This is a genomic window from Hymenobacter glaciei (genome assembly GCF_039539585.1).
Taxonomy (GTDB): domain Bacteria; phylum Bacteroidota; class Bacteroidia; order Cytophagales; family Hymenobacteraceae; genus Hymenobacter; species Hymenobacter glaciei.
This window is the reverse complement of record NZ_BAABDK010000017.1, coordinates 395,863-419,658: the sequence shown is the minus strand read 5'-3', so window position 1 is coordinate 419,658 and position 23,796 is coordinate 395,863. Positions and strand designations below refer to the sequence as shown.

Here is a 23,796-nt window from a genome sequence, read left to right as displayed (position 1 = left end):
TCACCGGCATTAAGCAGAAAAAGGCCGCTTGCCCAAACTGGGTAAGCGGCCTTTCGTGTTGGGGCCCGGGTCGAATGCCCGGCTCACTACAAAGCTTAGTTATCGTCGGTGGCGCGGCTGATGAGCACCACCGCTACTGCGGCCAGGGCAGCAATGCCAATTACCATTTGGGTCGGGGTAAACTTCTGCGAAGCTTTGCGCAGCAGTACGCCGCCGTGCTTCAGCAGGTCGTCTACGTGTTCGGTTTTGCCTTGGAATACGTGGTAGGCACTTTCGAAAGTGCGAGCCAGGTCTTCGGGCATAATTTTTTCGAGTTGTTCGAGTTGAGCTTCCATAATCTGGGAGGTCTTGAGAAGGAGTTGTGAAAGAAAGCCGGGCTAAAGCCTTGCAAGGCCTGTACGGAAAAGCCTGCGGCCGGGCTGCCTTTTTTCCGAGACACATCAAAAATAACTGCCCTGAGTTACGTCCAGCTCATCCGTAGCCAACCACAATCAGGGCCGGTTACATCCTGATTAACAACTATTCAACCACAACGATGCGTGAACCCGTGCGCTGGGCCTCCCGCACCTGGCAGTAATACGCCCCGGCCGCCAGCCCTCCCAGGTCGATGGGTAGAAACTGCGGCCCGGCGGCCAGCACGCGGTCGACTACGCGACGCACTTCGCGGCCCAGGGTGTCGAGCAGCACCACCTGTACCTGGCCACCGGCGCAGTCGTAGGCCACGGTGGTGCGGCCATCGCGCGGGGCCGGGTTCGGGTACACCGTGAAATCGGCTACCTCTCTGGCACTGGTAGTGGCCGTGGCCGTGCCGGGGCGCAGCACTGGCACGTAGGGGAAGCTCTGCCCGAAAAGTTGGCTGAGCGTGGCCGGCGTCACCTGGAACCAGTCTTTCAAGATGCTGGTGTAGATGCTGCGGAAGTCGAACTGCATCGGGATGTTGTCGTTCACGCCCGCACTGGCGGGCAGCGTCGGGTTAAGACCATGTATCATGGGGTTCACCTTCGAGCCAAACACCAGCAGCGGAGCGGCCGCGCCGTGGTCGGTACCGTACCCCGAGTTGGCCCGAATGCGGCGGCCAAACTCTGAAAAGGTCATGCCCACCACCCGGTCCTGAATGCTATGCCGCTGCAGGTCGTCCTGAAAGGCGCTTACGGCTTCGGCAATCTTGCCCAGCAGGGTGGCGTGGGTGCCGGTGGTGGTACCGCCCGTGGCGGGCACCTGCAACGTGTGGGTATCGAAGCCGCCCAACTGGCACACGTAGATGCGGGTTTGCAGGCCGCCGGCCACTAGCTGCGCTACTATTTTGAGCTGGTCGGCCAGCGCGTTCTGGCCGGCCGTGGGGTACAAGGGCGAAAGGTTTTGAGCGCGCCCGGCTGCCGCCTGAATGGCCGTGGTGTACACCTGCGTCTGGCTTACCACCTGCCGAATGAAGGTGAGCTCGTGCCCGGCCGGCGTATTCGGGGCAGCATCTACGCCGCCGCTAAGCAGCTGGTAGAACGACGACGTGCTGGCAATGGCCATGCCCATGTTCACGGTGGGGCCCTGCACGCAGTTGCTCACCACCGAGCCAATGCTGATGGCTAACGGGTCGGGGTTGGCGGTGCTGGGGTAGCCGGCAGGAAAGCCCGGGTACTCACCATTGAGGTAGCGGCCGGCCCAGCCCGTGGTCCAGGTCACGTTCGAGTCGGAGCCCGACGTCCAGATATCGGTGGCCCGGAAGTGCGAGAAGTTGGGGTTGGGGTAGCCCACGCTCTGCACCACGCCCAGCTTGCCGTTTTGGTACATGTTCTGGAGCGAGCTCATGGCCGGATGGATGCCCGTGGCCATGGTCAGGCTCAGCACCTGGTTCTGGGGCAGGGCCACGTTGGCGCGCGCCGCCATCAGGGCCGGGTACTGGTCGAGCGGGATTATCATGTTCAACCCATCGTTGCCACCCTGCAGCTGAATGATGACCAGCACCTTATCCGAAGGCGTGGTGGCGTTGGTGAGGGCCGCCAGCTGGGCCGAATACCCGTAGGCGCCTATGGGCAGCCCGCTCAAAAAAGCAGTGCCTACCGAAGCCGCTGCCGTAGTCTGAAGAAATTCGCGACGTTTCATAATTAAGCCGTTAGCTATTCGCCGCCAGCTATTAGCCAGCGGCGGCAATTGACGAATGGATGCTTGCGCGAGCCAACAGCTAATGGCTGCCAGCTAACAGCTTAAGACAGGTGATATTCAGCCAGGCCCATTAGCGCACGCAGCATGGCTTGCAGCTTGGTCGTCACGGCGGCCCTTTTGGCGGTGTTGGTGGGCGCGGCCAGGAAAGCCTGCCATTCCACGGTCCATTCGAAATCGGGCAGGCCCGGCAGCAAAGCGCCTTTCAGAAAGGCCAGCTGATTAGCGGTGAGAGAAATGGGCACCATCAGGCGCATAAACTCGTCGATAAGCAGGTTGCAGTCCGACGCCGTAGCGGCCGGGAACGACTGGGCCAGGGCCACCGGGTCAATCACAATTTTTACCCCGGTCCGGGTGTAGCCCGTGCCGATGAACAGGTCCGTGACCTGGTTGCGGCGGGGCAGCGTCACGGCGTTTATCCACAGTTCGTGGAACTGCGGCGTTTGGTAGTAGGCAGCCCAGCCGGCTACGTTGGGCGGGTCGCCCAGGGTCTGCTGCATAACGGCGCTTGCGGAATTCAGGTAGTTCCACATGCCATATTGCGCCGCTAGGTTGCTGGCGGCCGTCGGGAAAACCACTTGCATCTGCCGCATCAGTCCCACCGTAAAATCGAGGGGGCTTTTGATGAGGCACCCCATGTTAAGCACATCGAAAAAATGCTGGGAGCCCAGCAGTGCCCGCAGCACCGGCGTCACGTTGAAGTTATTCTGAATCAGAATAGTAGCCAAGGGCTGAATGATGTCGGTTTCCACCTGCGCATCAATCAGGTAGTACACGAACCAACGGTAGAGCTTGCGCACCAGGAAGCGCGCCGTTTCGGCCTGCTGGAATACGAGGTTCACCAAATCCTGGTACTCGGTGGCTCCGTTGGGGGCAATGCTGGCATTGCCGAAGGCACTCGAAAACACTTTGGTCGTGGCATCGTGGCGGCTGGCGGTATAGTAGCTGCCTATTGGCACGGTGGCCAGGTCGCGCCAGCCAGTAAGGACTTTGGCCGCCGCCTGCACATCGGCTTCGGTGTAGTGGGTATAGTTGCCCGGCCCGATGAGTGGCCCCTTGCCCACCGTGAACAGCTCCAGCAGCTCGCGGCCGTAGTTCTCGTTGGGGGCGCCGGCGGTGCTTTGGTTGCCATTGAGGTAGCGCAGCATGGCGGGCGTCACGGTTACGTCCTTGGCCAGCTGCTTCACGTTGCCGAGCGCGTGCTGGCGCAGTAGGCGGCAGTATTCGTAGCCCATGCGCGCATCGTTGATTTCAGCCAGCTCCACCACAAAATGGTTGTGCCAGAACAGCGTCATCTTCTCGGTCAGCGAGGTGGCCTGGTTCAGCAGCAGGCCCACCCACCAGTCACGCAGCGAAGCCTTGCGCACCCCCTCAAAAGTTTGATTGAAAACCTGCGCCACCCAAGTCTGGCCAATAGCCACGCTGGTGTCGGTGGCCGACACATTTACGGGCGGTGCTGGGGGAGCGGCTGGGGTCAGCAGCGTATTCAGCACGGCCGTGAGGCTGGAGCCAGCCGCCGCCAGTATCTCGGTGCGGGTAGGTCCGAACATGCTGCGGCGCAGCAGGTGGGCGGCTTGTGCGTAGCCCCATGTGCCTGTGTAGGGCGCCAGCGTGCTGCTGGTACGGGCCAGCCCTGTTGGCAGCGCCTTGTTGGCGTAGCGGCTAATAGTTTCGGGCGGCTCTGGTTGCGGCGTGGCCAGGCCAGCTGCGGCCCGCGCTGGCTTTTCTAGTACGGCCGAGTTTCGTTCGAGGAAATGTCTACGGTTCATAAAAAGCCACCATTAAATGAATCCTGAAAGCCCCGCTACTGGCCCAATACCGGCTCGTTGCCAACTTCTTAGCTCAGACGCCAGGCCCCTTTACAAGTTTAACAGATACTTGGCTTTATTTTGATAAATCGCAAACGAAATCAGTATTTTAAGCAAACAAAATCAGTATTTTAAGCAAACAAAAACGCCCAACCTATGCAGGTTGGGCGTTGTCGCAAAAGAAGATTTTTTATTGGTTACTCGGCGCGGGCCATCAGCGCTTCGGCGGCACGAGCGGCAGCAGCAGCTACGGCTGGCACGCGGCCGGCGGCGTAGAAGTTCTGGTGGTAGTAGGGCTGGTTCAGCGAGCTCACCATTACACCGCCGTTGCAGGCCGAGTGGGCAAATTTGCCATTCTTGAGGTAGATACCAACGTGGTAGATGGGACCGTGGCCGCGACGGAAGAATACGAGGTCGCCAGTCTGCATCTCGGCTTTGGCTACCCGCTGTGTGGTGCCGAACATGGAGCGCGACGAGCGCTGTAGCGTGATGCCGTACACCTCCTGAAACACGCGGGTCACAAAACCCGAGCAGTCGGTGCCGCGGTGCGAGTTGCTGCCGTAGCTATAGGGGGTGCCAATCCAGTCGGTTACCGTGCGCAGCAGGTCCTTGTTCTCGTCGAAGGACAGGTGCAGGCCCAGGGTCTGGGCGTAGTAGTGGTAAGCGAGCGAGTCGCGCGAGGCGGCCAATTCGGCGGGAGAGGGGGCGGGCTTTTCCGCAGCAGGTGTGGTGCCGGGCAGCGCGGGGTCGTTAGCAGTCACTTCCGTCATCAGGGCCGGAAACAACGATGCTTCGGCTGCGACCGGTGCCACCGAGGCACGGGACGCAGCCGAAGCATTGGCCGGACGTTCAAAGAAGAAGGAGAGAGCTAGCGAACCAGCGGCGAGGCAATACAGGAGGCTGTTTTTCATTGTCCGTCGTTAGAGGGTAGGGGCAAAATCCGGGTTCCGATTGGTGAGGAGGAAGAGCCGGCTAGTAGCTTTCTTAGGCGATAGGCAAGGCTGAATTCAGCCAAGTGAAGGAGTGAATAAGTAAGCACGGCCCGAAGAAGTTATATAAGCTTCAGTTCGGGTCGCTGGGTAAAACTAGGGCTAATAATTCAGACCATCATACTTTTTGATTAAAAAACTTCTATAATTCTCCAATAAATATAATATTATCAGGCAAAATCACCTATTTGCCTTGCAACCATCCTCACATTTGCTTCGTAAATGCGCGCCGCGCAATCCATCGTATCTTGCTCATATGCAAAACCTTCGCACCCATGTCAATTCACCCCTCGCCCGCATTGCCCGCTTGGTGCTTAAAGCCCCCCGCGTGGCCATGGTAGTGGGCCAAACGGTACACCTGAGTGGCACCACCCGCGAAGAGTTTCTGGCCGATGCCGAGTGGGTGGCCCACGAGGCCGTACACCTGCGCCAATACCGCGAACACGGCCTCCTGCCCTTCCTCTGGAAATACTTAATAGAGTCGGCTCGCGTGGGCTACTATCACAACAAGTTTGAAGCGGAGGCCCGCGAGGAAGCTCGTCGCGTTGTGCTCGCCGACCCCAACCACGTGCTGCGCCCCCTACCGCGCCACGCCCGCGAAGCTTAAGCTGCTCGGCTTGAACGAGCTTTACCCGGCAGCTGGCCGACCTTCATGGTCGTATCTTTTCCCGGAAAATTGTGTTTTCCTTGCCCCATAACGTGCCTGCGGTGGCTTTTGTGGTTGGTGCTGGCGTTGGCGGGCCATTGAGCAGCGGCCCAGCTTCGCGGCAGTTTGGCTATTCGCTCAGCGAGGCGGCCCATCAGTAAAAACGGTGAATGGGCTTATCACCATTTTGGAATGGCCCGGGAAAATAAAGGAACCTTTTGGTAACCCCACGGGGCTCGAATACGAATACAACCCCGCCTTCGCGCTGCGGCGCAGGGGCTTATTCCTTCACCTTACCATTCACCTCATTACCATGGATAACCAACAGAACCAATCGGGTAGCCCCATGCCCGGCGATGATGTCCGCGTACAGAATGCAGGTAATCCCACCGGTAGCACCGGCCTTGGCAACGATGCCACGGTTTCGGGCGCAGGCACCGGCCGCAAAGCCAGCTCGGCCCGTAGCAGTGCCCAGAGTGCTTCCAACCAAGGCCCAACAAACCAACAAGACGACAGCCAGCGCCAAGGCGAAGGCCAGCAAACCAACGCCCAGGAAGGCACGCTACTTGATACCGCACTGAACAGCGGCAAAAAGTGGATTGAGGATTCCGGTGTGCTCGACAGCGTAAACCAGTTGCCCCAGTCGCTGAAAGACCTTGGCACCCGCGCCTTAGACCGGGTGAATGGCCTCAGCACGACCCAGAAAGTAGTAGGCGGGGCTATTTTGGCTGCTGGCCTTGGCTGGCTGGCTACCCGCAAGGGCAAGTCGTCGGACAGCAGCGATAGTAGCGCTTATAACTACGGCCGCCAGCGCGACGCCGGTAGCTACGGCCGCCGCAACTACGGCTACCAGGCTCCCGATGCCAGCACCAGCCGTCGTCCGGCTGCAGGCACCAGCAGCCGCTCGGACAGCGGCTCGGCCTATGGCAACAGCGGCAGCCGCTACGGTAGCAGCGGCAGCTACGATGCCAACGCTAGCTCGGCCGGTAACACCGGCATCCATTCGGGCAGCGGCCGCGACGACAGCGGCGCCGCTTACGGCAGTGCCTCGGCTCGTACCGACCATGGTTCGCAGTCATCGAGCACCGATTCCCGCGCCCAAAACTCCGATTATCGCAGCATTGAATAGGCTATTGGCCTAGCGCATGAAAAAGCCCCGCTTCAAAACTGAAGCGGGGCTTTTTGCTGGGAAACGGGCAGCAGGAGCGCCTAATACTTACTAGATGTTCATGGCCGACTCGCGGCGACGCATTTTGCCGGCGGGAATGCCGAACATCATCTTGAAGCGGCGACAGAAATACGCGGTGTCTTTGTAACCCACTTCTTTGCCAATGTCGCGGATGCTCTTTTTAGTGGTGCGTAGCAGGAACACAGCACGCTCCATGCGCTGGTATTCGATGTAGTCCTGCGGGTTGATGTTGGTCAGCATCTTGAAATACTGGCCCACGTAGTCCTCGCTCACATTGGCTACGCCCGAGAGCACCTTGTTCGAAAGGTCGCCGCCCAGGTTCTCCTTGATGTAGTTGAACAGGTCAATCAGGCGCGGGTCTTTGAAGTAGGTGCTGTTGGTGGCCAGTTGCTCCACAAACATGTTGTTGCGCAGCACGTAGCGCACCACTTCCACCACAATGTTCTCGGTGTAGATGTTAATGAGGCGCTCGCGACCGGGCAGGTCTTGCATGCTCTCTTCAACCACCTTAATAACGAGGTTGGCCAGCTTGGATTGACCCGAGATTAGGAAAGCCGGCACGTCGAGCGAGGCGAAGAAGTTCACCGAGTCGAACACCTTGGCTTCGAAGCTTACAAAGCTGTGGCTTTCGGCAGCATCGCCAATGAGGTCGAGGTTATCATTGGAAGTAAAGAACTTATCCTTATTCGAAATGAGGTCGTCGTTGCTGATAACGCGGTTTTTCTGGTCGATGCCGTAGTTCACGCGGGTGGGCCGGCCACCGGGAATGAACAGCATTTCGCCTTCCTCTACAACCATCTGCTCCTCGCCAAAAGTCAGGTGGCCTTTATGCAGCAAAATAAGGTTGTTACCTACATCATAAGAATTGCGCACAGTGAAGGGCTGATGCAACACCAGGTTTTTCGCCTTGATGTAGCGCACGCCCAACGACTCAATGACTTTATTGTAATCTTCCATAATTTAACTGGTCAAAAAGACCGATGAAGGGACTAAATACAGTAGCCGGGTGGCTATCGCAGTGCAAGATAACACCTTGAAATTCACAAAAACAAGAAACCCAGCCGAAAAGCGGCTGGGTTTAGTGCAATGAATCTGTTTTTTAGGCAATTCCGACTTTATTTGAGCATTTCCCGAGAAATCACAATTTTTTGAATCTCAGAAGTTCCCTCGTAAATCTGGGTAATCTTGGCGTCGCGCATGAAGCGCTCCACGTGGTATTCCTTCACAAAGCCGTAGCCGCCGTGAATCTGCACGGCCTCCACAGCCGCGTCCATCGCCACCTTGGAAGCGAAGAGTTTAGCCATGGCGCCCGACTTGGCATAGTCGTGGCCACCGTCTTTATCGGCGGCGGCTTGCAGGCAAAGCAAACGGGCCGCGTCGACGTTAGTCGCCATGTCGGCTAGCTTGAACTGGATGGCCTGGTGCTGCGAAATAGGCACGCCAAAAGCCTTGCGCTCCTTGGCGTATTTCAAGCTCAGCTCGAGCGAGCCCGAGGCAATGCCCAACGCCTGCGAGGCAATGCCAATGCGGCCACCGGCCAGCACCTGCATGGCGAACTTGAAGCCGAAGCCATCGTCGCCGATGCGGTTTTCTTTGGGCACCTTCACATCGGTGAACATCAGCGAGCACGTGTCGGAGCCGCGGATGCCGAGCTTATTTTCTTTGGGACCTTGAATGAAGCCGGGCATGTCTTTGTCAACAATGAGCACGTTGATGCCGCGCGACTTCAGCTCGGGGTGGGTTTGGGCGATGACAAGGTATACCGAGGCTGTGGTGCCGTTGGTAATCCAGTTTTTAGTGCCGTTGAGGAGGTAGTAGTCGCCCATGTCTTCGGCGGTGGTGCGCTGGCTGGTGGCATCGGAACCGGCTTCGGGCTCGCTCAGGGCAAAGGCGCCGATGATTTCGCCCGAGCACAGGCGCGGCAGGTACTTCTGCTTCTGCTCCTCGGTGCCGTACTTCTCGAGGCCCCAGCACACGAGCGAGTTGTTCACGCTCATAATGACGGAGCACGATGCGTCCACCTTGCTGATTTCTTCCATGGCCAGGACGTAGCTCACGGTGTCGAGGCCCGAGCCGCCGTACTCGGGGCTCACCATCATGCCCATGAAGCCAAGCTCACCCATTTTCTTCACCTGCTCGGTGGGGAATTTCTGGTGCTCGTCACGCTCAATTACGCCGGCCCACAGCTCGCTCTGGGCAAAGTCGCGGGCGGCATCGCGCACGGCGAGTTGCTCTTCGGAAAGTTGGTAAATATTAGTGGAGGTGGCGGTTTGCATGGGATGGGAACGAGATGGGTGGGTGGGAATGCAAAAGTACGCCCGGGCGGGCGGTGGGCAAGGTGAGCAATAGCCAGGCTTTGGGCCAACGGCCAGCGAGCGTAAATGTTTACGCCCGCTAACTGACGGTTTCAACAAATAAGGCCCCGAATCGTTGCGGATTCGGGGCCTTGCCTACTTGACGAAGGACAAAAACTTATTGGTACTGAATGTACAGCGGCGAGGGCTTGAGGGCAATAACCTCGCTGGGCGTCATGATGTGGTGCGGCTTGGGGCGGGCGTCGTACTCGTAGAACAGCTTGAAGCCGGTGTACTGCACGGGCTCGGCCTTGATGTAGGCATCGTAGGAGTCCTTCTTCAGGGTGGGGTCGCCGTGGCCGTCCATGTGCATCACCACCTGCACGCGGGGGTCGAGCTTGATGTTTTTGTAGTTGCTCAGCATTTTCCGGGTGAAGCGGTGCACAGTGAGCACCTTGGGAGGCAGGTGGTTTTCGCTCACGATGCGGGCCAAGAAGTTGATGGTGAAGTTCACGTCCTTGGCATCGAGGGTACCAATGCGCTTGTTGGGGCGCACGCCGGGCATGGTAGCCAGGGAGAACTCGGGGTCGATGCCCAAATGCACGATGGGGTCCTTGAGGTACTGCTCCAGCTTGGGCAGTTCGGCCTGCAGGGTGCTGTGGCCGGGCTGCACATCCATAAACAGGATGCACTTGTGCTCTTTGGCCCAGCTAATTACTTCCTCAATGGTGGATTTAGAGTTCATCAGGCGCCATTTGCCGTCTTTGCCGGCGGTGCCTTGGGCCGTGATGGTAACGTTGTGCAGAGCAGCCTGCACCGGCAGGCTGGGGTCGGCGGCCTGCCACTCCTTCAGCACGCCCTCAAACTTGCGGAACATCTGCTCCTTGGGTTCGCGGCCCAGAATGCCCATGCCCTTAGAACGGATGTTGCCATAGAAGGCAATGATGCGGTGGCCCGGCAGAATAGCACCCGGCAGCTGCCCGGTTTTTTTGGCAATGCTGTCGGCCTTGAGCGAGTCGCGGCGCATGGCCAGCATCTTGATTTTGATGGTGTCGACGGGGGCCGGCTGGGCGGCTACGCTGTCGCCGGCGGACTTACCGCCTTTTTCACCCTCGTTGGGGGTGGTTTTGCAAGCGGGGAAGGCCATCATAGCCAACAAGCCCAGGGTGGCGGCAAACGCGCCGGAAGAAGCTTTTAACAACACGGATGAAGAGGGGACAAAACGGGCAATAGTAGCCTCAAAGGTAAGCCTTTCCGCGTGGGCTGCGGCAGGCGACCAATTAAAAACCAGTTAAATCCTGTCCGGGCGCGGTGGCTTGGTGCTGCGCTCCGCGCGACACCGGCTTCAGCACAACTTCGAACCAGGAGACGGGGTCGGCCAGCGGGTCGGAGGCTTTGGCGGGCAGCGGCGTGGGCGAATACAAGGCACATAGCGTGTTTTCGACCTGCACCAGCTGGCCCGAGGCGCTGGCCGGAAGGCCGTCGAGCAGGCCGGCCAATACCTCCCAACGGGGCTCGCCGGGCTGGCGGCTGGCATCGTGCCATACTACCGCAGTATTGGGACCTACCAGATGCTTGAAGACGCGGGTAGTATCGGTGCGCACCGCCTCGTAGCGGTGGTCACCGTCGATGAAAATGACATCGAACGGCCCGCCCAACGCGGCGAAATCGTAGCTAGCCGAGTTGCCGTGCAGGTGGCGCACATTGGGCAGCGGCTTCGAGAAAAAGCCGTGCAGGGCGATGTAGCGCTCAGGCAGACCGAGGGCCCGGATTTCGTCATTCGACAGATTCAGGGTGAAGACTTCGGCCGCCACTTCGGCTACGTTGGCAGCACTTTCGCCGCGCCAGGTGCCGATTTCGAGGTAGCGGCAGCCAGGAACGCGGCGGGCCAGGGCACGCAGCAGGAGCAAATCGGTCGGCAGGGAGCCGCCTTCGCGGAAGGCAAAGGGGCGCACCGTCGTATCATCCGGGCTCAGGAAATGGGCCAATGGCACCAAAGACAACCCTTTCTCGGTAAGCTGGCGGCCGGCGTGGGCAAGGGCGCGGCGCTGCCATTCGCCCACATCGCCGGCAATGACGTGGTTGAGCAACGAAGGCGTGCGGGCCAGACTGCGCAGGGCGCGCAGGGCGACGGATAGGCGGGACATGTGGCAACGGTCAAGTAAAGGAAGGCAACCGGCAGTGTTTCCTGGCCTTGATGACTGCCGGGCACGCGTCTGTTGGTTGACAACGTAAAAGCAGCTTCTGCCGCCTTTGCTGCCGAAAGTTAGGCGCAGAGCCCAATGCCCGCAGCCACAGCGCAGAAAGGCCCCGACGCGGGCCGGAGCTTTTCGAGCAGTTTCTCGGGCTGAATAGGTAGCTTACTATTTGGCCGGGGCAGTAGCAAATTTTATCGGCAGGGTCAGCGACACGTTTGCGGGGGTACCATCGGCCTGTCGTCCCGGCTCCATACGCGGCAGTTGCCGGATGGCGGCTAGTACGGCCTCATCGTATTCAGGCGCTAGGCCTTTAATGATTTTTGCAGCCTGCACCTCGCCTTTGTCATTCACAATAAAGGAAGCGAACACCATACCGGTATGTTGGCTCGCCACAGGCAGCTTGGGGTAGGCCACGCGCTGCTGAATAAAGGCCGCCACGTCGGCCATTGTACTGCCGCCCGGCAGCTGCGGCATGTGGTCGACGTAGGTGTATACTGCTGATGGGACCGGTGTAGCAGAGATTCTATTGCCAGCTTGTGGTACTGCCAAGGGCGGCGGTGGCGCAGAGCCTTCTTTATTGATGGCTATGGTTTCGCTTACAACATCGGCCGATGTGGCCGGCGGCGCGGCTTTTTCGCAGGCTACAGCAACGAGCAGCACGCCCAGCAGGGGCAGCGCGAGCCACTGTTTCCAGCGGCGAATGGGATTGGTTTTCTGAATCATGGCAATGCGACTGAGGGTTTGGGAATGGGAGAAGGAGTGCGCAAGCGGAACCGAGAAACCGAGGCGGCTGGCCACTTGCCGGGCCAGCAGTTGGGAGTAGGAAGTGGAAAGGGAAGGAGTAGGCGAAGGGGATTCGTGCAGGGCGGCTGCATCGGCCAGGTACTCGTGGGTGAGGGCCAGCGCCCGGGCACACAGATGCACGAAGGGGTTGAACCAGAGCGCGGCGCGCAGCAGCTCCAGCAGCAGGCGGTCGTAGGTGTGGTGCTGGCGCACGTGGGCCAGCTCGTGGGCCAGTACCTGGCGGGCCTCAGCGGGGTTCAGGCCCAGGGTTTCATCCCAGAAAACAACCCGGCCAAAGGAGCTGGTGGGCAGTTGGCCGTGGGTTTCGACCAAGGTGTAGTCGGCTTGAATTTTATGGGGCAGTTTCCGGGCTTGCCACCACAGGCGGCCCAGTTCGGCTCCCAAGCGCAGAATCATCACTGCCACGCCAGTTACATAAACAGCCAACAACCAAAACGCCCAGTTCGGATTGGCTGCCTCAACAGCGCCACCGGCGGCGCTTACCTGCGCGGCTGGCAGCAACACCGCCGCCACGCCGGCCAGGCCCGCCGGACCGGTGTCCCACCACCCCGCCGGCCACGCCAGCGGCAACAGCGGCAAGCCGGCGGCCAGCAGCGGCCCCAGTACCAGAAAGGCGCGGTTATAGGCGAAGCTGCGTTCCGAGCGCAGGGCCAGGCGGTAGCAGAGCCACCACGCGCCCAGCAGCGCAGTGCTGAGCAGCATCCAGTTAAGCAGGCTGATTTGGTTCATCGTTTTCGGTCGTTTGAGGGTGAGCGGCGTGGCGCAGCAACTCGTCGAGCTGGGCGGCGTCGAGGTTTTCTTCCTTGGCAAAAAACGAAACGAGGCGGCTGAACGAGTTGCCGAAGTGGCCGCCCAGCAGCTTGCGCAGTGAGAAGCGGCGGTAGTCGTCCTGAGCTACCAGCACGTGGTAGCGGTGGGTACGCCCGAAGGCATCGTGGCCCACAAAGCCCTTGGTTTCGAGAATGCGGATGATGGTGGAAACGGTGTTGTAGGCCGGTTGGGGTGCGGGCAGCTCGGCCAGCACGTCCTTCACGAAGGAGGGGCCGAGGCGCCAGAGAACCTGCATCACCTGTTCTTCGGCGCGGGTGAGTTCGGGGAAAGCAGCAGGGTCCATAAGGTCGGGTTTTACAGGGCAACGCAAACCTATAACTAATATTTTAGTTTACAAACTAAAATATTAGTTATTATTAACAAACTGCGTTGTAATTGCCCATAAGCGAAGCGAAAAACGCCAAGATTACGTAAGCAGCGCACAGCAACAGCCCACTTCTGGATTGCAAGAGTCTGCTCACTTACCTACCGTTATTCGCATGCTTAAACGCTTATTCTGCTTTTCACTGCTTCCGCTAAGTATAGGGCAGAGCTGGGCCCAGACCGAAAATGCCGCCCCCCGCACAACTCCGGTAGCTATGCCACCCGCTACTCCCAAAGCGGTGGCTCCCCAGCGGCAATCGCCCCGGCAGCTGTTTCCGGGCCTGTTCGAGGCGGTGCAGCTGGGCCGGATTTTTCCCGATAACAAGACGTTTGTGGATGCCGCGCCCAAGCAAGCGCCCGCAGTTATCCTGGCTACCTGGCGCCGCGAGAAAGGCCGTCCGGGCTTCCGGCTGAGAGATTTTGTGGAAACGCACTTCGCCTTACCCACCAACACCACGGCCGCCTTTACAACCAACCAACAAGCCGGCCTGCGCCACCACCTCGACACTCTTTGGACGGTGCTAGCTCGGCCCGCGGCGGCAGTGGCCGACTCGGCTGATTTACTCGCGCCGTTTCGCTCGCTGGTACCGCTGCCGCGCCCGTACCTGGTCCCGGGCGGGCGCTTTCGGGAGGTGTACTACTGGGATTCGTACTTCACGATGCTGGGGCTGGCCGAGGCCAACAAAACCCAGCTGCTGCGCGACATCGCCGACAACTTTGCTTACCTGATTGGCCGGTTTGGCTTCGTGCCCAATGGCAACCGCACGTACTACCTCACGCGCTCGCAGCCGCCATTTTTTGCCAGCATGGTGCAGCTGCTGGCCCGCGACCGCGGCAACGCCGAGCTGCTGCGCTACCGCCCCGCCCTCGAAGCCGAGTACCGCTACTGGATGCGCGGCAGCCAGCAGCTGAAGCCCGGCACCGCCGCTCACCGCGTGGTGCGCCTGCCCGGCGGCGCGGTGCTGAACCGCTACTGGGACGAGAGTGCCCAACCCCGCGAAGAGTCCTTCGCCGAAGATGTGGCCGCCGCCAAAAAGAGCCAGCAGCAGCCGGCGCAGTTCTACCGCCACGTGCGGGCGGCGGCGGCCTCGGGCTGGGATTTCAGCAGCCGCTGGTTTGGGGCCGGGGGCGGGTTGGGCAGCATCCAGACCACCGACCTGGTACCCGTCGACCTCAATTGCCTGCTGTATAACCTGGAAATGACGCTGGCCGAAGCGGCCCGCGTGGCTGGCCAGGAAGTACAGTCTCGCAGCTACACCGCGAAAGCTACGCAACGCAAAACTGCCCTTTTGGCCCTGAGCTGGGACACCAAAGCCGGCTGGTTTCAGGACTACAATTGGCGGAAGAAGCAACGCTCCCAGGTGCGCAGCTTGGCGGGCGTGTTCCCGCTGGCGTTTGGGCTGGCCACGCCAGCACAGGCCGAACGCGTGGGTGCAGGGCTGAAAGCCAATTTCCTGAAACCAGGCGGGCTCGTGACGACGCTCAGCAGCACCGGCCAGCAGTGGGATGCCCCCAACGGCTGGGCCCCGCTGCAGTACCTGGCCATTGAGGGCCTGGCGCGCTACAAGCAAAAGCCGCTGGCCTACACCGTAGCCCACCGTTGGGTGCGCCTGAACAGCCGCGTGTTTGCCCAAACCGGCAAGCTGCTGGAGAAATACGACGTGCTGAACGTGAACCGCCCCGCGGGAGGCGGCGAGTACCCGCTTCAGGACGGTTTTGGCTGGACGAATGGCGTGCTGCTGCGGCTGCTGAACCGGGAGAACGTGAAGTAAACTTGGGGCATAGCGGTGCTCTGAGCACTCCGGATGACCACAAGTTGAAAAAACTTCGCCTTACAGAGCAGCCTTTTCGGGTGGTAACTTGTCTGCCGGGTGGCACCCGGCCGGGCTGCTGCTGCTTTCCCGACTGAATGCCCCTTTCCACGGAACTGGATGAACTGCTTGCTGCCTGCCGTCGCCGCGAACCGGCAGCGCAGCGCGCCCTCTATGCCCGCTACGCTGGCCGCATGCTGGGCGTGGCGCGCCGCTACGTGCGCTCGGTAACCGAGGCGGAAGACATTTTGCAGGACGCCTTCGTGAAGATGTTCGCCCGGCTGGGCGAGTTCCGGGCCGAGGGCTCGTTTGAGGGCTGGCTGCGGCGCATAGTGGTCACTACGGCCCTCAACCACTGGCAAAGCGGGCAGCATCGCCGCCAGCAGGTGCTGCTCGACGACGTGCCGGAGCCCTTTGCCTCCGATGCCGATGCCTTCGACCGGATGACTGTAGTAGAGGTGCTCGCCCTGATGGAGCAGCTGCCCGACGGCTGCCGTCTCGTCCTCAACCTCTACGCGGTGGATGGCTACACCCACGGCGAAATCGCCGAGCTGCTCGGCATTCAGGAAAGCACTTCCAAGGCCCAGCTCAGCAAGGCCCGCAAACAACTCACTTTGCTGCACCAGCGGCAGACCAGCTACTTACGACTATGATACCCGAATCGGAAGAAAACCGCCTTGACCAGTCTTTGCGCAGCAAATTCGACGATTTCGACCTCCCGCCGGGGGCGCCGGTGTGGGCGGGTATCGAACAGCGGCTGACGCCGGCGCCTCGGCTGCGCCCGCGCCGCCGGCCGCTGCTGGTGCCGTTGCTGTTCGTGCTCACCGCCTTTGTAGCAGGGCTGGGCGGCTGGCTGCTGCCGCACCGGGCGGCAAGCGTAAGCTCTCAAACGGCAATGCGGAGCCCACGAGTGGTAAAGCAGCATTCTGAGATAACGAATCTGCTCTCTCCCTCTGAGAAGGAGGTTTCAAACGTCAGGACAGTAAAGACGAAATCAGCAAGAGCAAACTGGAACTCGGGCATGGTAACGGTGCGCTCCAGCATGACAAACCAGCGCCGGGCTTTGGCAAACCTGAATTCTGGAAAAGTAAACTTGAGTGCTGAATCGGCTGCCAAAGCGGCTGAAGGAACTCTGGGAAATGCTGACCTGCCTGCTTTGCCAACGGACAGCGCGGCCACTACGCAGGGTGGGACCATTTCTGCGGTTGCGGCCACTACCGAAGCCCTGCCCGTATCCCTGCGCTCCCTTGTTGCCTTGGAGCGGCAGACGCTGGTGCAGCTGCCGAGCATTGCCACCCTCGCGCCGGGCTCGCTGCCCGCCGACAGCCGCACCGCGCTCCTGACCACCCTGCGCAGCGAGCGGGCCGAGCTGTTCCGCCTGCAACGCCGCACCGACAGCCTTCTGCTGGCCCTCGGCGACCTGCCCAGTGCGCCCCAACTGGCCCGGGCCGACACAACTCAGCAGCGGGAAAGCAAAGACCAATTACCAAAAAACAACCGCTGGAGCCTGCTGCTGACGGCCACGCCTGAGCAAAATGCTCTGGCCCTGCAAGGCCCCGAAGGCGACAGCCTCACGCTCTTGCGTCGCAACCACGAAACCGGCCGGGCCGGCTTCAGCGCGGGCCTGCTGGCCGAGTACAAGCTAACGCCGCGCCTGAGTGTGGGCGGTGGCGTGGGCTACACGGCCTTTGGAGCCGACCTGCGTATCACCAATAAAACCACCGATTTGCAGGTGCGCTACGACTCGGTGACCACTACCACGGTTGGCGTATTCAGCTCGACGCACCACACCTATTCCATTCGCATAGTGCAGACGCCGCAACTCTCGCCGGTGTTTAATGCCAATGGGCAGGTAATTCGCTACGACACGGTGTACGTGCCGCGCCAGGATACCGTGTTCACGACCACGGTGCAGCACGACACGGTGCGCACCAATAAAACCACCGTCACGCCCAACATCACCAAGAAGGAAACCCTGACAACCAAACTGTTTCAGCCCAACTACCGCTTCTTTACCGTGCCCGTGCTGTTGCGCTACCGCTTGGCCACGCCCGGCACCAGCCGCCTGTGGACCGATGTAGCCGTGGGTGCGCAGCTACAGTTTTTCCTGGGCGGCACCCAGGTGGCCACAGACGACGGCGAGCATTTCCGAACCGAGAAAATCACCGTCGCCTCCAGTCCCTTCCGGGCCCTGAACGTGGCGCTATCGGGTTCGCTAGCGCTGAATTATGCCCTCACGCCGCGCCTGAGCGTGAGCGTGGCTCCGAGCATGCGCTGGCAGGCGCTGTCGCTGTACAAGCCCGAAACGGGATTGCGCCAGCAGGCTACTTCCACGGGGTTAATGTTCGGCGTGCGGTTCGGGCTGTAACTATTTTTTTGGCGAGCCGGCAGCCTTTTTGGGCCCGCGCTGGTCTGGGCTTTTGAAACGCGGTACTGCGGCCCGGCCGGCGCGGCACCGATGCTTGCTCGCCGGCGCGCCGATACGCGACCGGTTCCTTCCACCTCTTTTGTAAGCACAGCTGATGAACATGCTACGCCATTTCTACCTGTTGGTAGTGTTCGTATTTGCGACCGGACTCGGGACGGCGCAGGCCCAATCGTTTGAATGGGCTAAAAAAGTCCTCGGGGTTCAGGATACTGCCGTCATTGCGCAGGCAGCCACCACCGATGCGGGCGGCAATACCTACTTCGTCCTGGACCAAAGACGCGGCCTCACCATTGGCGGAGTAGTGTTTGCGCCATCGACAACATCGCAGGTTTTCGTCAAATACAACAGTTCCGGCACGCTGGTGTGGGCAAAACCATTGGTCAACATCCTGGTAAGTAGTTTGGCCACTGATGACGCAACGGGCGCCCTGCTTATAGTAGCTGGCAGTAATGGGGGGGGCACTTGGGATGGTGTAACTATTCCTTTTCGTACCCCTACTCTCTTCTATGGCAAATGCTCGGCAGCTGGCCAACTGCAGTGGAGCAATCCGCTGCCACCTGGGATTTCACAGAATGCCGGGTATGGAGGGGGAATAACAGCTGATAATGCCGGGAATGTCTATGTCACGCGCTTGATGGGGAATACCAGCGACATCGTAGCGGGCGTCACCGTTCCCGCCAAACACGCTTTTGTGCTCAAAAGCAATGGGGCGGGCGTTGTGCAATGGGTGCAGCTGGTTCACGCCGACACTGGTGGCACGTTCAACTTCCTCACCCTGGGAGCCAAGCCTGCTGGTGGCTGCCTACTGACTGGCACTTTTGGGAACTCGCCCCTTTACCTAGGAGCGGGCACCGGCACGCCCATTCTCACGCCAAACGTAGCTCAGACGCGGTTTGTCATCGGTTTCGACGTCAATGGCTCACTTCAGTGGAGCCAGCAACTCGAACCGGCCACCGTGCCAGCCCAATCCGTGTCACAGATTCGCATTAATGCGTTCGCAGCTGATGCCAATGATAATTGCTACATAACCGGCAATACCCTAAGTCAGATGCAGCTTGGCAATACGATGGTTAACCCGGGCTTTTACCTTGCTAAATACGATGCAGCCGGCACCTTGCTTTGGGTGCAGAGTGTGTCAGCGAGTGCCTCCGCGAACAACTACTCTTCTGGTACTTCACTAGTAGTCAACACCACCGGCATCACGGTGACAGTGCGAGCGCAATATATGCCATTGACCATTGGCACTTTGACTCTTCGTACTCCAAGTAATTTTGTGCACTTCAACAGCCAAGGGGTTGCGATGTGGGCGGTGCCAGCCGAAGTAGGGCCCAATACGCCTGCCTCACAGCCTTACTTTGTACCCAGCCTCACGGGCCAGGATGCAGCCGGAAACCTATACAGTCTCGGGACGACCTCGGTGATAGGTCCGAGCCTTACGCCAGTTGTTCAGTTAGGCACGCACACGGTAATGGGCAGGGGCCTCAGTATATCCCGCCTTAATGCCTACGCCAATACGCTGCGGGGCCAGGTGTACTTAGACCAAAACGCCAATGGCCAGCGCGACCCCGGCGAAGGCCTTATTCAACGGCAGCTCACCGGCGAACTCACCCAAGGTGGCGCAACCACGTACTCGTCTGTAGGGACTGACGGGGTGCTCCAGGCCTACGCCGAGCAGGGGGCCTACTCCCTAACCCTGGCGGGAATACCAAATCACTACGTGGTGACACAGCCAACCAGCAGCGGGACCTATACAGGCAACTTCAGCGGCACCAGCCAGCTGGTGGATAACCAGGATTTTGGTGTGGCGCCCACCGTCAACCAAACCGACCTGCGCCTAACCCTCACGCCCTACAGTGGGGCGCGAGCCGGCCTCACCACGCGCTACCGCCTCAGCCTGGAGAACGTGGGCACTACCACCATTCCGGCCGGTACGGCGACCCTTACCCTCGCTGCCCAGGCCCAGTATGTGAGCAGCACGCCCACTGGTACAATAGCCGGCCGCGTGGTAAGCCTGGACTATGCTGCGCTGGCTCCTTTTGCCGCGGTGAGCTACGAAGTGCTCTTTAGCTTACCAACCAACACTGCTTTAGGCACCGCGTTATCGTCGTCGGCAGCGGCGCCGGTAACCGGCGATGTGGCCCCAGCCGACAATTCCGCCACGCTGGCCCAAACCGTGGTAGGCCCCTACGACCCCAACAGCATGGAGGTAAACTACCAGCGCCTGACCCCGGCCCAGGTGGCAGCCAAACAGCCCCTCGACTACACCATTCACTTTCAGAACCTGGGGACGGCGTACGCTCAAAACGTCATCCTCAGCGATACCCTCGATTTCCAGAAGCTGAACCCGGCCACCCTCATGCTGGTGGCGCAGTCGCATAACTGTAGCTGGAGCCTCACCAGTATCGGCGCTAACACTGGGCTGCTCACCGTACGCTTTCTAGGCATCAATCTGCCCGAGCAAAACGCCGACGTCATCCGCTCGATGGGCTTCGTGCGATTCCGGGTGCAGCCCCGGCCGACGTTGGCCGTGGGCGAGGTTATTCCGAACCACGCGCGCATCGTGTTCGACTACAACGACGCCATTCGTACCAACACGGCGACTACCACGGTTTTTGTAGCTACCGCCGCGCTGGCCAGCCGCCTCGCTCCTGCCTGGGAAACCTACCCCAACCCCGCCGCCGATGTGCTCAACGTGACTACTTCCCTACCCGCTGCTGGCCTGGTACGCATCCAATTGTTCGATGGGCTGGGTCGGGCCGTTCGCCAGCAAGCCCTAACCGCTCCGGCCGGCCCCCTGCGTCAGCAGCTCGACCTGAGCGGCCTTGCTCCCGGCGCCTACGTGTTGCGCATCACCCCGCCCACCGGCCCGGCCCTGAGCCGCCAGGTGGTGCGCGAATAAGCTTTCCTTCCTCTCCACGGTTGCGAGCCGGGTTGTCCAAGTGGGCAGCTCGGCTTTTTTGTTGTAGCGGTGGGCCAGTACTGGTCGATGCAAGTGGGAGTTTCATCCGTAAACTGCGGAGATTGGTCTGATGGCCGGCAGAAAATACGAGGGGCAGCAAGCGAGCCCCGCTGTTTTTGGCACGGTTTTGCAATACATCCTTGCATCGGCCAAACACCTGGTGCTGCTTCTAGCGCTGCCCCCGGCCGGATTCTTTCACTCGCTCCAACCATTCTTGGTTATGAAAATTTCACGCCTTTCGGGCGGCCTGGCTGTGGCTTGCCTGTTCGTTTCCGCCGCTCTCTCCACTGCCTCGGCCCAAGGTGCCCGCGATGCTTACGGCAACCCCAAGGCTGCGCCTTCGCCCCGCCCCATGGGTTCGTCGACAACCCGCCGCGCTCCCAGCTACTCCAATCAGCCCACGTCTTCTTCGTCGAGCAGCAACTCGGGTAGCAGCGGCGTACGCTTCGGCTTCCGGGCCGGTTTGAATGTGGCCGACCTGCAAGGCGATGCCGTGCAGAGCTTCACTACCCTGGCGGGCTATGCTCCCGACGGTGCCATCAGCAAGCAAATGCGCCCAGGCTTTTATGCTGGTGTGTTCGCCACGCTGCCGCTGGGTCCTGGCTTCGCCATCGAGCCCGGCATTACCTACGCCGAAAAAGGCGCGGTGCTGAAAGGCAACCTGCCCTTCCCGGCCCTCGATTTCCTGAAGGCCAACGTGACGGGCACGGCCCGCCTGGCTTATATCGATGTGCCGGTGCTGGCGAAGGTGTTTATCACCCCAGGTTTCTACCTCTACGCTGGACCGCAGGCGTCGTTCCTGGTGAACGGCAAGGCGCGGGTTGATGCCAGCGTACTGGGCTTCTCGGCTTACAAAGAAGATTTCGATGTGGCGGACCAGCTGCGCAAAGTTGACTTTGCCGCGGTGGGCGGCCTGGGTTACCAGTTCAACAACGGCCTAGGCCTGAGCGCCGGCTACGACTACGGCTTCACCTCGCTCGACGCCAACAACCGCTTCCAGGCCTACAACCGCGTTGCCAAAATAGGCCTAAGCTATTCCTTATAATTCAGCCGATTATCGGCTATTCTATCCCTGCTATTCCTCGTTGCCGATATATTAGTCACTATCCGAGATATGTTAATAAAAGGCCCCACCGCTGCAACGGTGGGGCCTTTCTGGTTCGTAGCGTGGACTTTTAGTCCGCGTCACGTTTGGGCAACACGCGGACTAAAAGTCCACGCTACAGGCTCCTAGCGTATGCCAACGGCGCCGTTGCCGCTCAGGCCCTCGGCCAGCCGCACCAGGCGCACCAGTTCGGCGCGGTAGCCGTCGGCATCGGTACCGCGGGCGCCATTGGCCAGCTTCTCGGTGGCAGCCCAGGTGGCGGCGCCGCGCTGCTCGCTCTGGCGCAACAGCATGCCGAATTGCGCCACCGCGGCGGCAAAGCGGAAATCGGGCGAGGCCTGCTCGATGCTGGCAGGCGTGCCGCCCAGCGCCTGGGCCAGGAGCCTGCTGCTGCTACCCTGCGGCTCTTTGTAGCGCAGCTTCACGGTCAGGATTTCGCCGGCTGTAGTGGCCGAGGCATTGGTAACCGGGGTCTGGTATTTCAGCTTATCAACCAGTGGGTGGGAGCTGCCTACGGGTACAATTTCGTAGAGTGCCGTCACGGTGTGGCCCGCCCCAAGCTCGCCGGCATCCTTGCGGTCGTTGTTGAAATCTTCGGCGGCGAGCAGGCGGTTTTCATAGCCCACCAAGCGGTAGTTGGCCACACGAGCAGGGTTGAATTCGACCTGCAGCTTTACGTCCTTGGCTACGGTGAAAAGCGTGCCGCCGAACTGCGCTACCAGCACCCGGCCGGCTTCGTCGAGGTTGTCGAGGTATGCGTAGTTGCCATTGCCTTTGTCGGCCAGGGTTTCCATGCGGCTGTCGCGCAGGTTGCCGCGCCCGCAACCCAGCACCGTCAGAAACACGCCGCTTTCGCGCTGGTCCACAATCAATTGTTCCATTGCCGCATCCGAGCTTTCGCCCACGTTGAAGTCGCCGTCGGTAGCCAGAATTACGCGGTTGTTGCCTTCCTTTTTGAAGGCTTGCCGGGCCGTGGAGTAGGCCAGGCGCAAGCCCGCGCCACCAGCCGTCGAGCCCCCGGCCTGCAGCCAGTCGATGGCATCGAGGATGACCTGCGGCTGCGAGCCGGGCGTGGGCGGCAGTACCAGGCCCGCAGCCCCGGCGTACACCACCAGCGCCACGTGGTCTTGAGGCCGCAGGTGTTTCACCAGCAGCTTCAGGCCGGCCTGCACCAGGAGCAGGCGGTCGGGGCCGTACATCGAGCCCGATACATCGACCAGAAACACGAGGTTGGCCGGCGGCAGCTGCGCCGTTTCGATGCGCTTGGCCTGCACGCCGATTCGGGCCAGCTGGTGCGCCGGGTTCCAGGGGCACACGGCCAGCTCGGTGCTGATGCGCACGGGGTCGGGCGAAGTGGTGGCGGGTGCGGCGTAGTCGTAACGGAAGTAGTTCAGCATTTCTTCTACCCGCACTGCATCGCGCGGCGGCAGCTGGCCTTCGTTCAGAAAGCGGCGCACATTGCTGTACGAGGCATTGTCCACGTCGAGGGCGAAGGTGCTGAGCGGGTCTTTCTTCGCCTCAAAAAAGACGTTTTCGGACACGTGGACGTAGGTATCGCCGGCGCCAGCCTCGGTCCGGGCGGGCATAACCACCGAGGGGTAAGGCGCAATAATGGCAATGCCCGCAATTTGACCTTGCAGTGCCGGAGCCGGCGCGGCATAAAGCCCATCGGCAGCCGTTTGGGCTGATTTAATTTTGCGTTTTGAGGGCCTAGCCGGCGACGAATAGCCCGCCGCTTTGCTATCGTAGCCCCTTACCACAACCTCACTCAACCGCTTTAAATCGGAGAACAAAGCCAAGTTGATAACCCGACTGCCGCCGATGCGACGCTCCTGCGTGGTGTACCCCAGGCTGGAAATAACGAGGGTTGCCGTCGCTGCATTGGGCACCCAAAGCGAGTAGCGGCCATTGGCATCGGTGCTTATGCCCAAGACAGTGCCTTTCACCAGAACCGTAGCGCCAGGTATGCCCTGCTTCGATTGCCCATCAACCACCAGGCCCGTAATGGTGCGGTGCCGGGTGGTATCGGCGGGCTCGGGCGTGGCGCGCATGGTTGGCGCTTTTGGTTTTTTTTGAGCGAGCACGGACTCCAATGGTGCGAGCAACGCAACGATACCGAGCAGGGGAAGCATCAATAGGTTTTTCATGGCAGCGGGTTTTGGTGAAACGTGCTGACCTGATGCGGGCCCCTGGCCAAATGCACACGTCGGCCGGAAA

At 60.4% G+C, this 23,796-nt stretch carries 18 protein-coding genes; 7 read left to right on the top strand and 11 right to left on the bottom strand.

Features of this window, described 5'->3' with window-relative positions; translation table 11 throughout:
* Positions 1 to 95: 95 nt before the first annotated feature.
* The 4 genes from ABD837_RS12460 to ABD837_RS12445 all read right to left on the bottom strand — a co-directional run bounded on the left by ABD837_RS12460 (position 96) and on the right by ABD837_RS12445 (position 4,873).
* Positions 96 to 335 carry a hypothetical protein gene (locus ABD837_RS12460; protein ID WP_345054851.1) on the bottom strand — a complete coding sequence of 80 codons (240 nt, stop codon included), beginning with the start codon at positions 333 to 335 and terminating at the stop codon, positions 96 to 98.
* Positions 336 to 519: 184 nt separating this feature from the next.
* Entirely contained in the window at positions 520 to 2,097 is a 1,578-nt protein-coding gene (locus tag ABD837_RS12455; RefSeq protein ID WP_345054848.1) for a DUF1501 domain-containing protein, read from the bottom strand.
* A 101-nt stretch (positions 2,098 to 2,198) separates the two neighbouring features.
* Positions 2,199 to 3,923 (bottom strand): DUF1800 domain-containing protein, encoded by a 1,725-nt coding sequence (locus ABD837_RS12450; protein ID WP_345054845.1) that lies wholly within the window; start codon positions 3,921 to 3,923, stop codon positions 2,199 to 2,201.
* Positions 3,924 to 4,159: 236 nt separating this feature from the next.
* Entirely contained in the window at positions 4,160 to 4,873 is a 714-nt protein-coding gene (locus ABD837_RS12445) for a C40 family peptidase (RefSeq protein WP_345054843.1), read from the bottom strand.
* A gap of 334 nt (positions 4,874 to 5,207) precedes the next feature.
* On the opposite strand from ABD837_RS12445, the gene ABD837_RS12440 reads away from it, so the two are divergent.
* Positions 5,208 to 5,558: an eCIS core domain-containing protein gene (locus ABD837_RS12440; RefSeq protein ID WP_345054840.1), complete on the top strand. Its 351-nt coding sequence runs from the start codon at positions 5,208 to 5,210 to the stop codon at positions 5,556 to 5,558.
* Positions 5,559 to 5,910: 352 nt separating this feature from the next.
* Entirely contained in the window at positions 5,911 to 6,726 is an 816-nt protein-coding gene (locus tag ABD837_RS12435) for a hypothetical protein (RefSeq protein WP_345054837.1), read from the top strand.
* A gap of 90 nt (positions 6,727 to 6,816) precedes the next feature.
* On the opposite strand, the gene ABD837_RS12430 is transcribed toward ABD837_RS12435, so the two are convergent.
* From ABD837_RS12430 to ABD837_RS12405, 6 genes are all read right to left on the bottom strand, one after another.
* A complete protein-coding gene (locus ABD837_RS12430) occupies positions 6,817 to 7,743 on the bottom strand; it encodes a helix-turn-helix domain-containing protein (protein WP_345054834.1) in 927 nt (308 codons plus the stop codon).
* A 158-nt stretch (positions 7,744 to 7,901) separates the two neighbouring features.
* Positions 7,902 to 9,062 carry an acyl-CoA dehydrogenase gene (locus ABD837_RS12425; protein WP_345054832.1) on the bottom strand — a complete coding sequence of 387 codons (1,161 nt, stop codon included), beginning with the start codon at positions 9,060 to 9,062 and terminating at the stop codon, positions 7,902 to 7,904.
* A gap of 196 nt (positions 9,063 to 9,258) precedes the next feature.
* The gene (locus ABD837_RS12420) at positions 9,259 to 10,284 is read right to left on the bottom strand and encodes a hypothetical protein (RefSeq protein WP_345054830.1); all 1,026 of its coding nucleotides are present in this window, start codon (positions 10,282 to 10,284) and stop codon (positions 9,259 to 9,261) included.
* A gap of 76 nt (positions 10,285 to 10,360) precedes the next feature.
* A complete protein-coding gene (locus ABD837_RS12415; RefSeq protein ID WP_345054827.1) occupies positions 10,361 to 11,227 on the bottom strand; it encodes a class I SAM-dependent methyltransferase in 867 nt (288 codons plus the stop codon).
* A gap of 216 nt (positions 11,228 to 11,443) precedes the next feature.
* Positions 11,444 to 12,811: a TonB family protein gene (locus ABD837_RS12410; protein WP_345054825.1), complete on the bottom strand. Its 1,368-nt coding sequence runs from the start codon at positions 12,809 to 12,811 to the stop codon at positions 11,444 to 11,446.
* On the bottom strand, positions 12,789 to 13,196 hold the full coding sequence (locus tag ABD837_RS12405) for a BlaI/MecI/CopY family transcriptional regulator (RefSeq protein WP_345054823.1): 408 nt from the start codon (positions 13,194 to 13,196) through the stop codon (positions 12,789 to 12,791). The genes ABD837_RS12410 and ABD837_RS12405 overlap by 23 nt, the downstream gene beginning before the upstream one ends.
* Before the next feature lie 295 nt (positions 13,197 to 13,491).
* Between ABD837_RS12405 and treF the strand changes: the two genes are divergently transcribed.
* The 5 genes from treF (at position 13,492) to ABD837_RS12380 (ending at position 21,519) form a co-directional block, all read left to right on the top strand.
* Positions 13,492 to 15,048, top strand: a complete 1,557-nt coding sequence (gene treF, locus ABD837_RS12400; protein WP_345054820.1) for an alpha,alpha-trehalase TreF — start codon at positions 13,492 to 13,494, stop codon at positions 15,046 to 15,048.
* A 137-nt stretch (positions 15,049 to 15,185) separates the two neighbouring features.
* Positions 15,186 to 15,740 (top strand): RNA polymerase sigma factor, encoded by a 555-nt coding sequence (locus tag ABD837_RS12395; protein WP_345054818.1) that lies wholly within the window; start codon positions 15,186 to 15,188, stop codon positions 15,738 to 15,740.
* Positions 15,741 to 16,243: 503 nt separating this feature from the next.
* Entirely contained in the window at positions 16,244 to 17,455 is a 1,212-nt protein-coding gene (locus tag ABD837_RS12390; RefSeq protein WP_345054816.1) for a hypothetical protein, read from the top strand.
* Between the two features lie 694 nt (positions 17,456 to 18,149).
* The gene (locus tag ABD837_RS12385) at positions 18,150 to 20,414 is read left to right on the top strand and encodes a T9SS type A sorting domain-containing protein (RefSeq protein ID WP_345054815.1); all 2,265 of its coding nucleotides are present in this window, start codon (positions 18,150 to 18,152) and stop codon (positions 20,412 to 20,414) included.
* A 280-nt stretch (positions 20,415 to 20,694) separates the two neighbouring features.
* Complete coding sequence (locus ABD837_RS12380) at positions 20,695 to 21,519, top strand: porin family protein (RefSeq protein WP_345054813.1); 825 nt, start codon at positions 20,695 to 20,697, stop codon at positions 21,517 to 21,519.
* A 185-nt stretch (positions 21,520 to 21,704) separates the two neighbouring features.
* Here the strand turns inward: ABD837_RS12380 and ABD837_RS12375 are convergent, their stop codons facing one another.
* A complete protein-coding gene (locus ABD837_RS12375; protein ID WP_345054812.1) occupies positions 21,705 to 23,726 on the bottom strand; it encodes a vWA domain-containing protein in 2,022 nt (673 codons plus the stop codon).
* Between the last annotated feature and the right edge of the window lie 70 nt (positions 23,727 to 23,796).

Coding starts and splice junctions, on each gene's coding strand:
- ABD837_RS12460 (WP_345054851.1), bottom strand. CDS start 335: ATGGAAGCTCAACTCGAACAACTCGAAAAAATTATGCCCGAAGACCTG.
- ABD837_RS12455 (WP_345054848.1), bottom strand. CDS start 2,097: ATGAAACGTCGCGAATTTCTTCAGACTACGGCAGCGGCTTCGGTAGGC.
- ABD837_RS12450 (WP_345054845.1), bottom strand. CDS start 3,923: ATGAACCGTAGACATTTCCTCGAACGAAACTCGGCCGTACTAGAAAAG.
- ABD837_RS12445 (WP_345054843.1), bottom strand. CDS start 4,873: ATGAAAAACAGCCTCCTGTATTGCCTCGCCGCTGGTTCGCTAGCTCTC.
- ABD837_RS12440 (WP_345054840.1), top strand. CDS start 5,208: ATGCAAAACCTTCGCACCCATGTCAATTCACCCCTCGCCCGCATTGCC.
- ABD837_RS12435 (WP_345054837.1), top strand. CDS start 5,911: ATGGATAACCAACAGAACCAATCGGGTAGCCCCATGCCCGGCGATGAT.
- ABD837_RS12430 (WP_345054834.1), bottom strand. CDS start 7,743: ATGGAAGATTACAATAAAGTCATTGAGTCGTTGGGCGTGCGCTACATC.
- ABD837_RS12425 (WP_345054832.1), bottom strand. CDS start 9,062: ATGCAAACCGCCACCTCCACTAATATTTACCAACTTTCCGAAGAGCAA.
- ABD837_RS12415 (WP_345054827.1), bottom strand. CDS start 11,227: ATGTCCCGCCTATCCGTCGCCCTGCGCGCCCTGCGCAGTCTGGCCCGC.
- ABD837_RS12410 (WP_345054825.1), bottom strand. CDS start 12,811: ATGAACCAAATCAGCCTGCTTAACTGGATGCTGCTCAGCACTGCGCTG.
- ABD837_RS12405 (WP_345054823.1), bottom strand. CDS start 13,196: ATGGACCCTGCTGCTTTCCCCGAACTCACCCGCGCCGAAGAACAGGTG.
- treF (WP_345054820.1), top strand. CDS start 13,492: ATGCCACCCGCTACTCCCAAAGCGGTGGCTCCCCAGCGGCAATCGCCC.
- ABD837_RS12395 (WP_345054818.1), top strand. CDS start 15,186: ATGCCCCTTTCCACGGAACTGGATGAACTGCTTGCTGCCTGCCGTCGC.
- ABD837_RS12385 (WP_345054815.1), top strand. CDS start 18,150: ATGGGGAATACCAGCGACATCGTAGCGGGCGTCACCGTTCCCGCCAAA.
- ABD837_RS12380 (WP_345054813.1), top strand. CDS start 20,695: ATGAAAATTTCACGCCTTTCGGGCGGCCTGGCTGTGGCTTGCCTGTTC.
- ABD837_RS12375 (WP_345054812.1), bottom strand. CDS start 23,726: ATGAAAAACCTATTGATGCTTCCCCTGCTCGGTATCGTTGCGTTGCTC.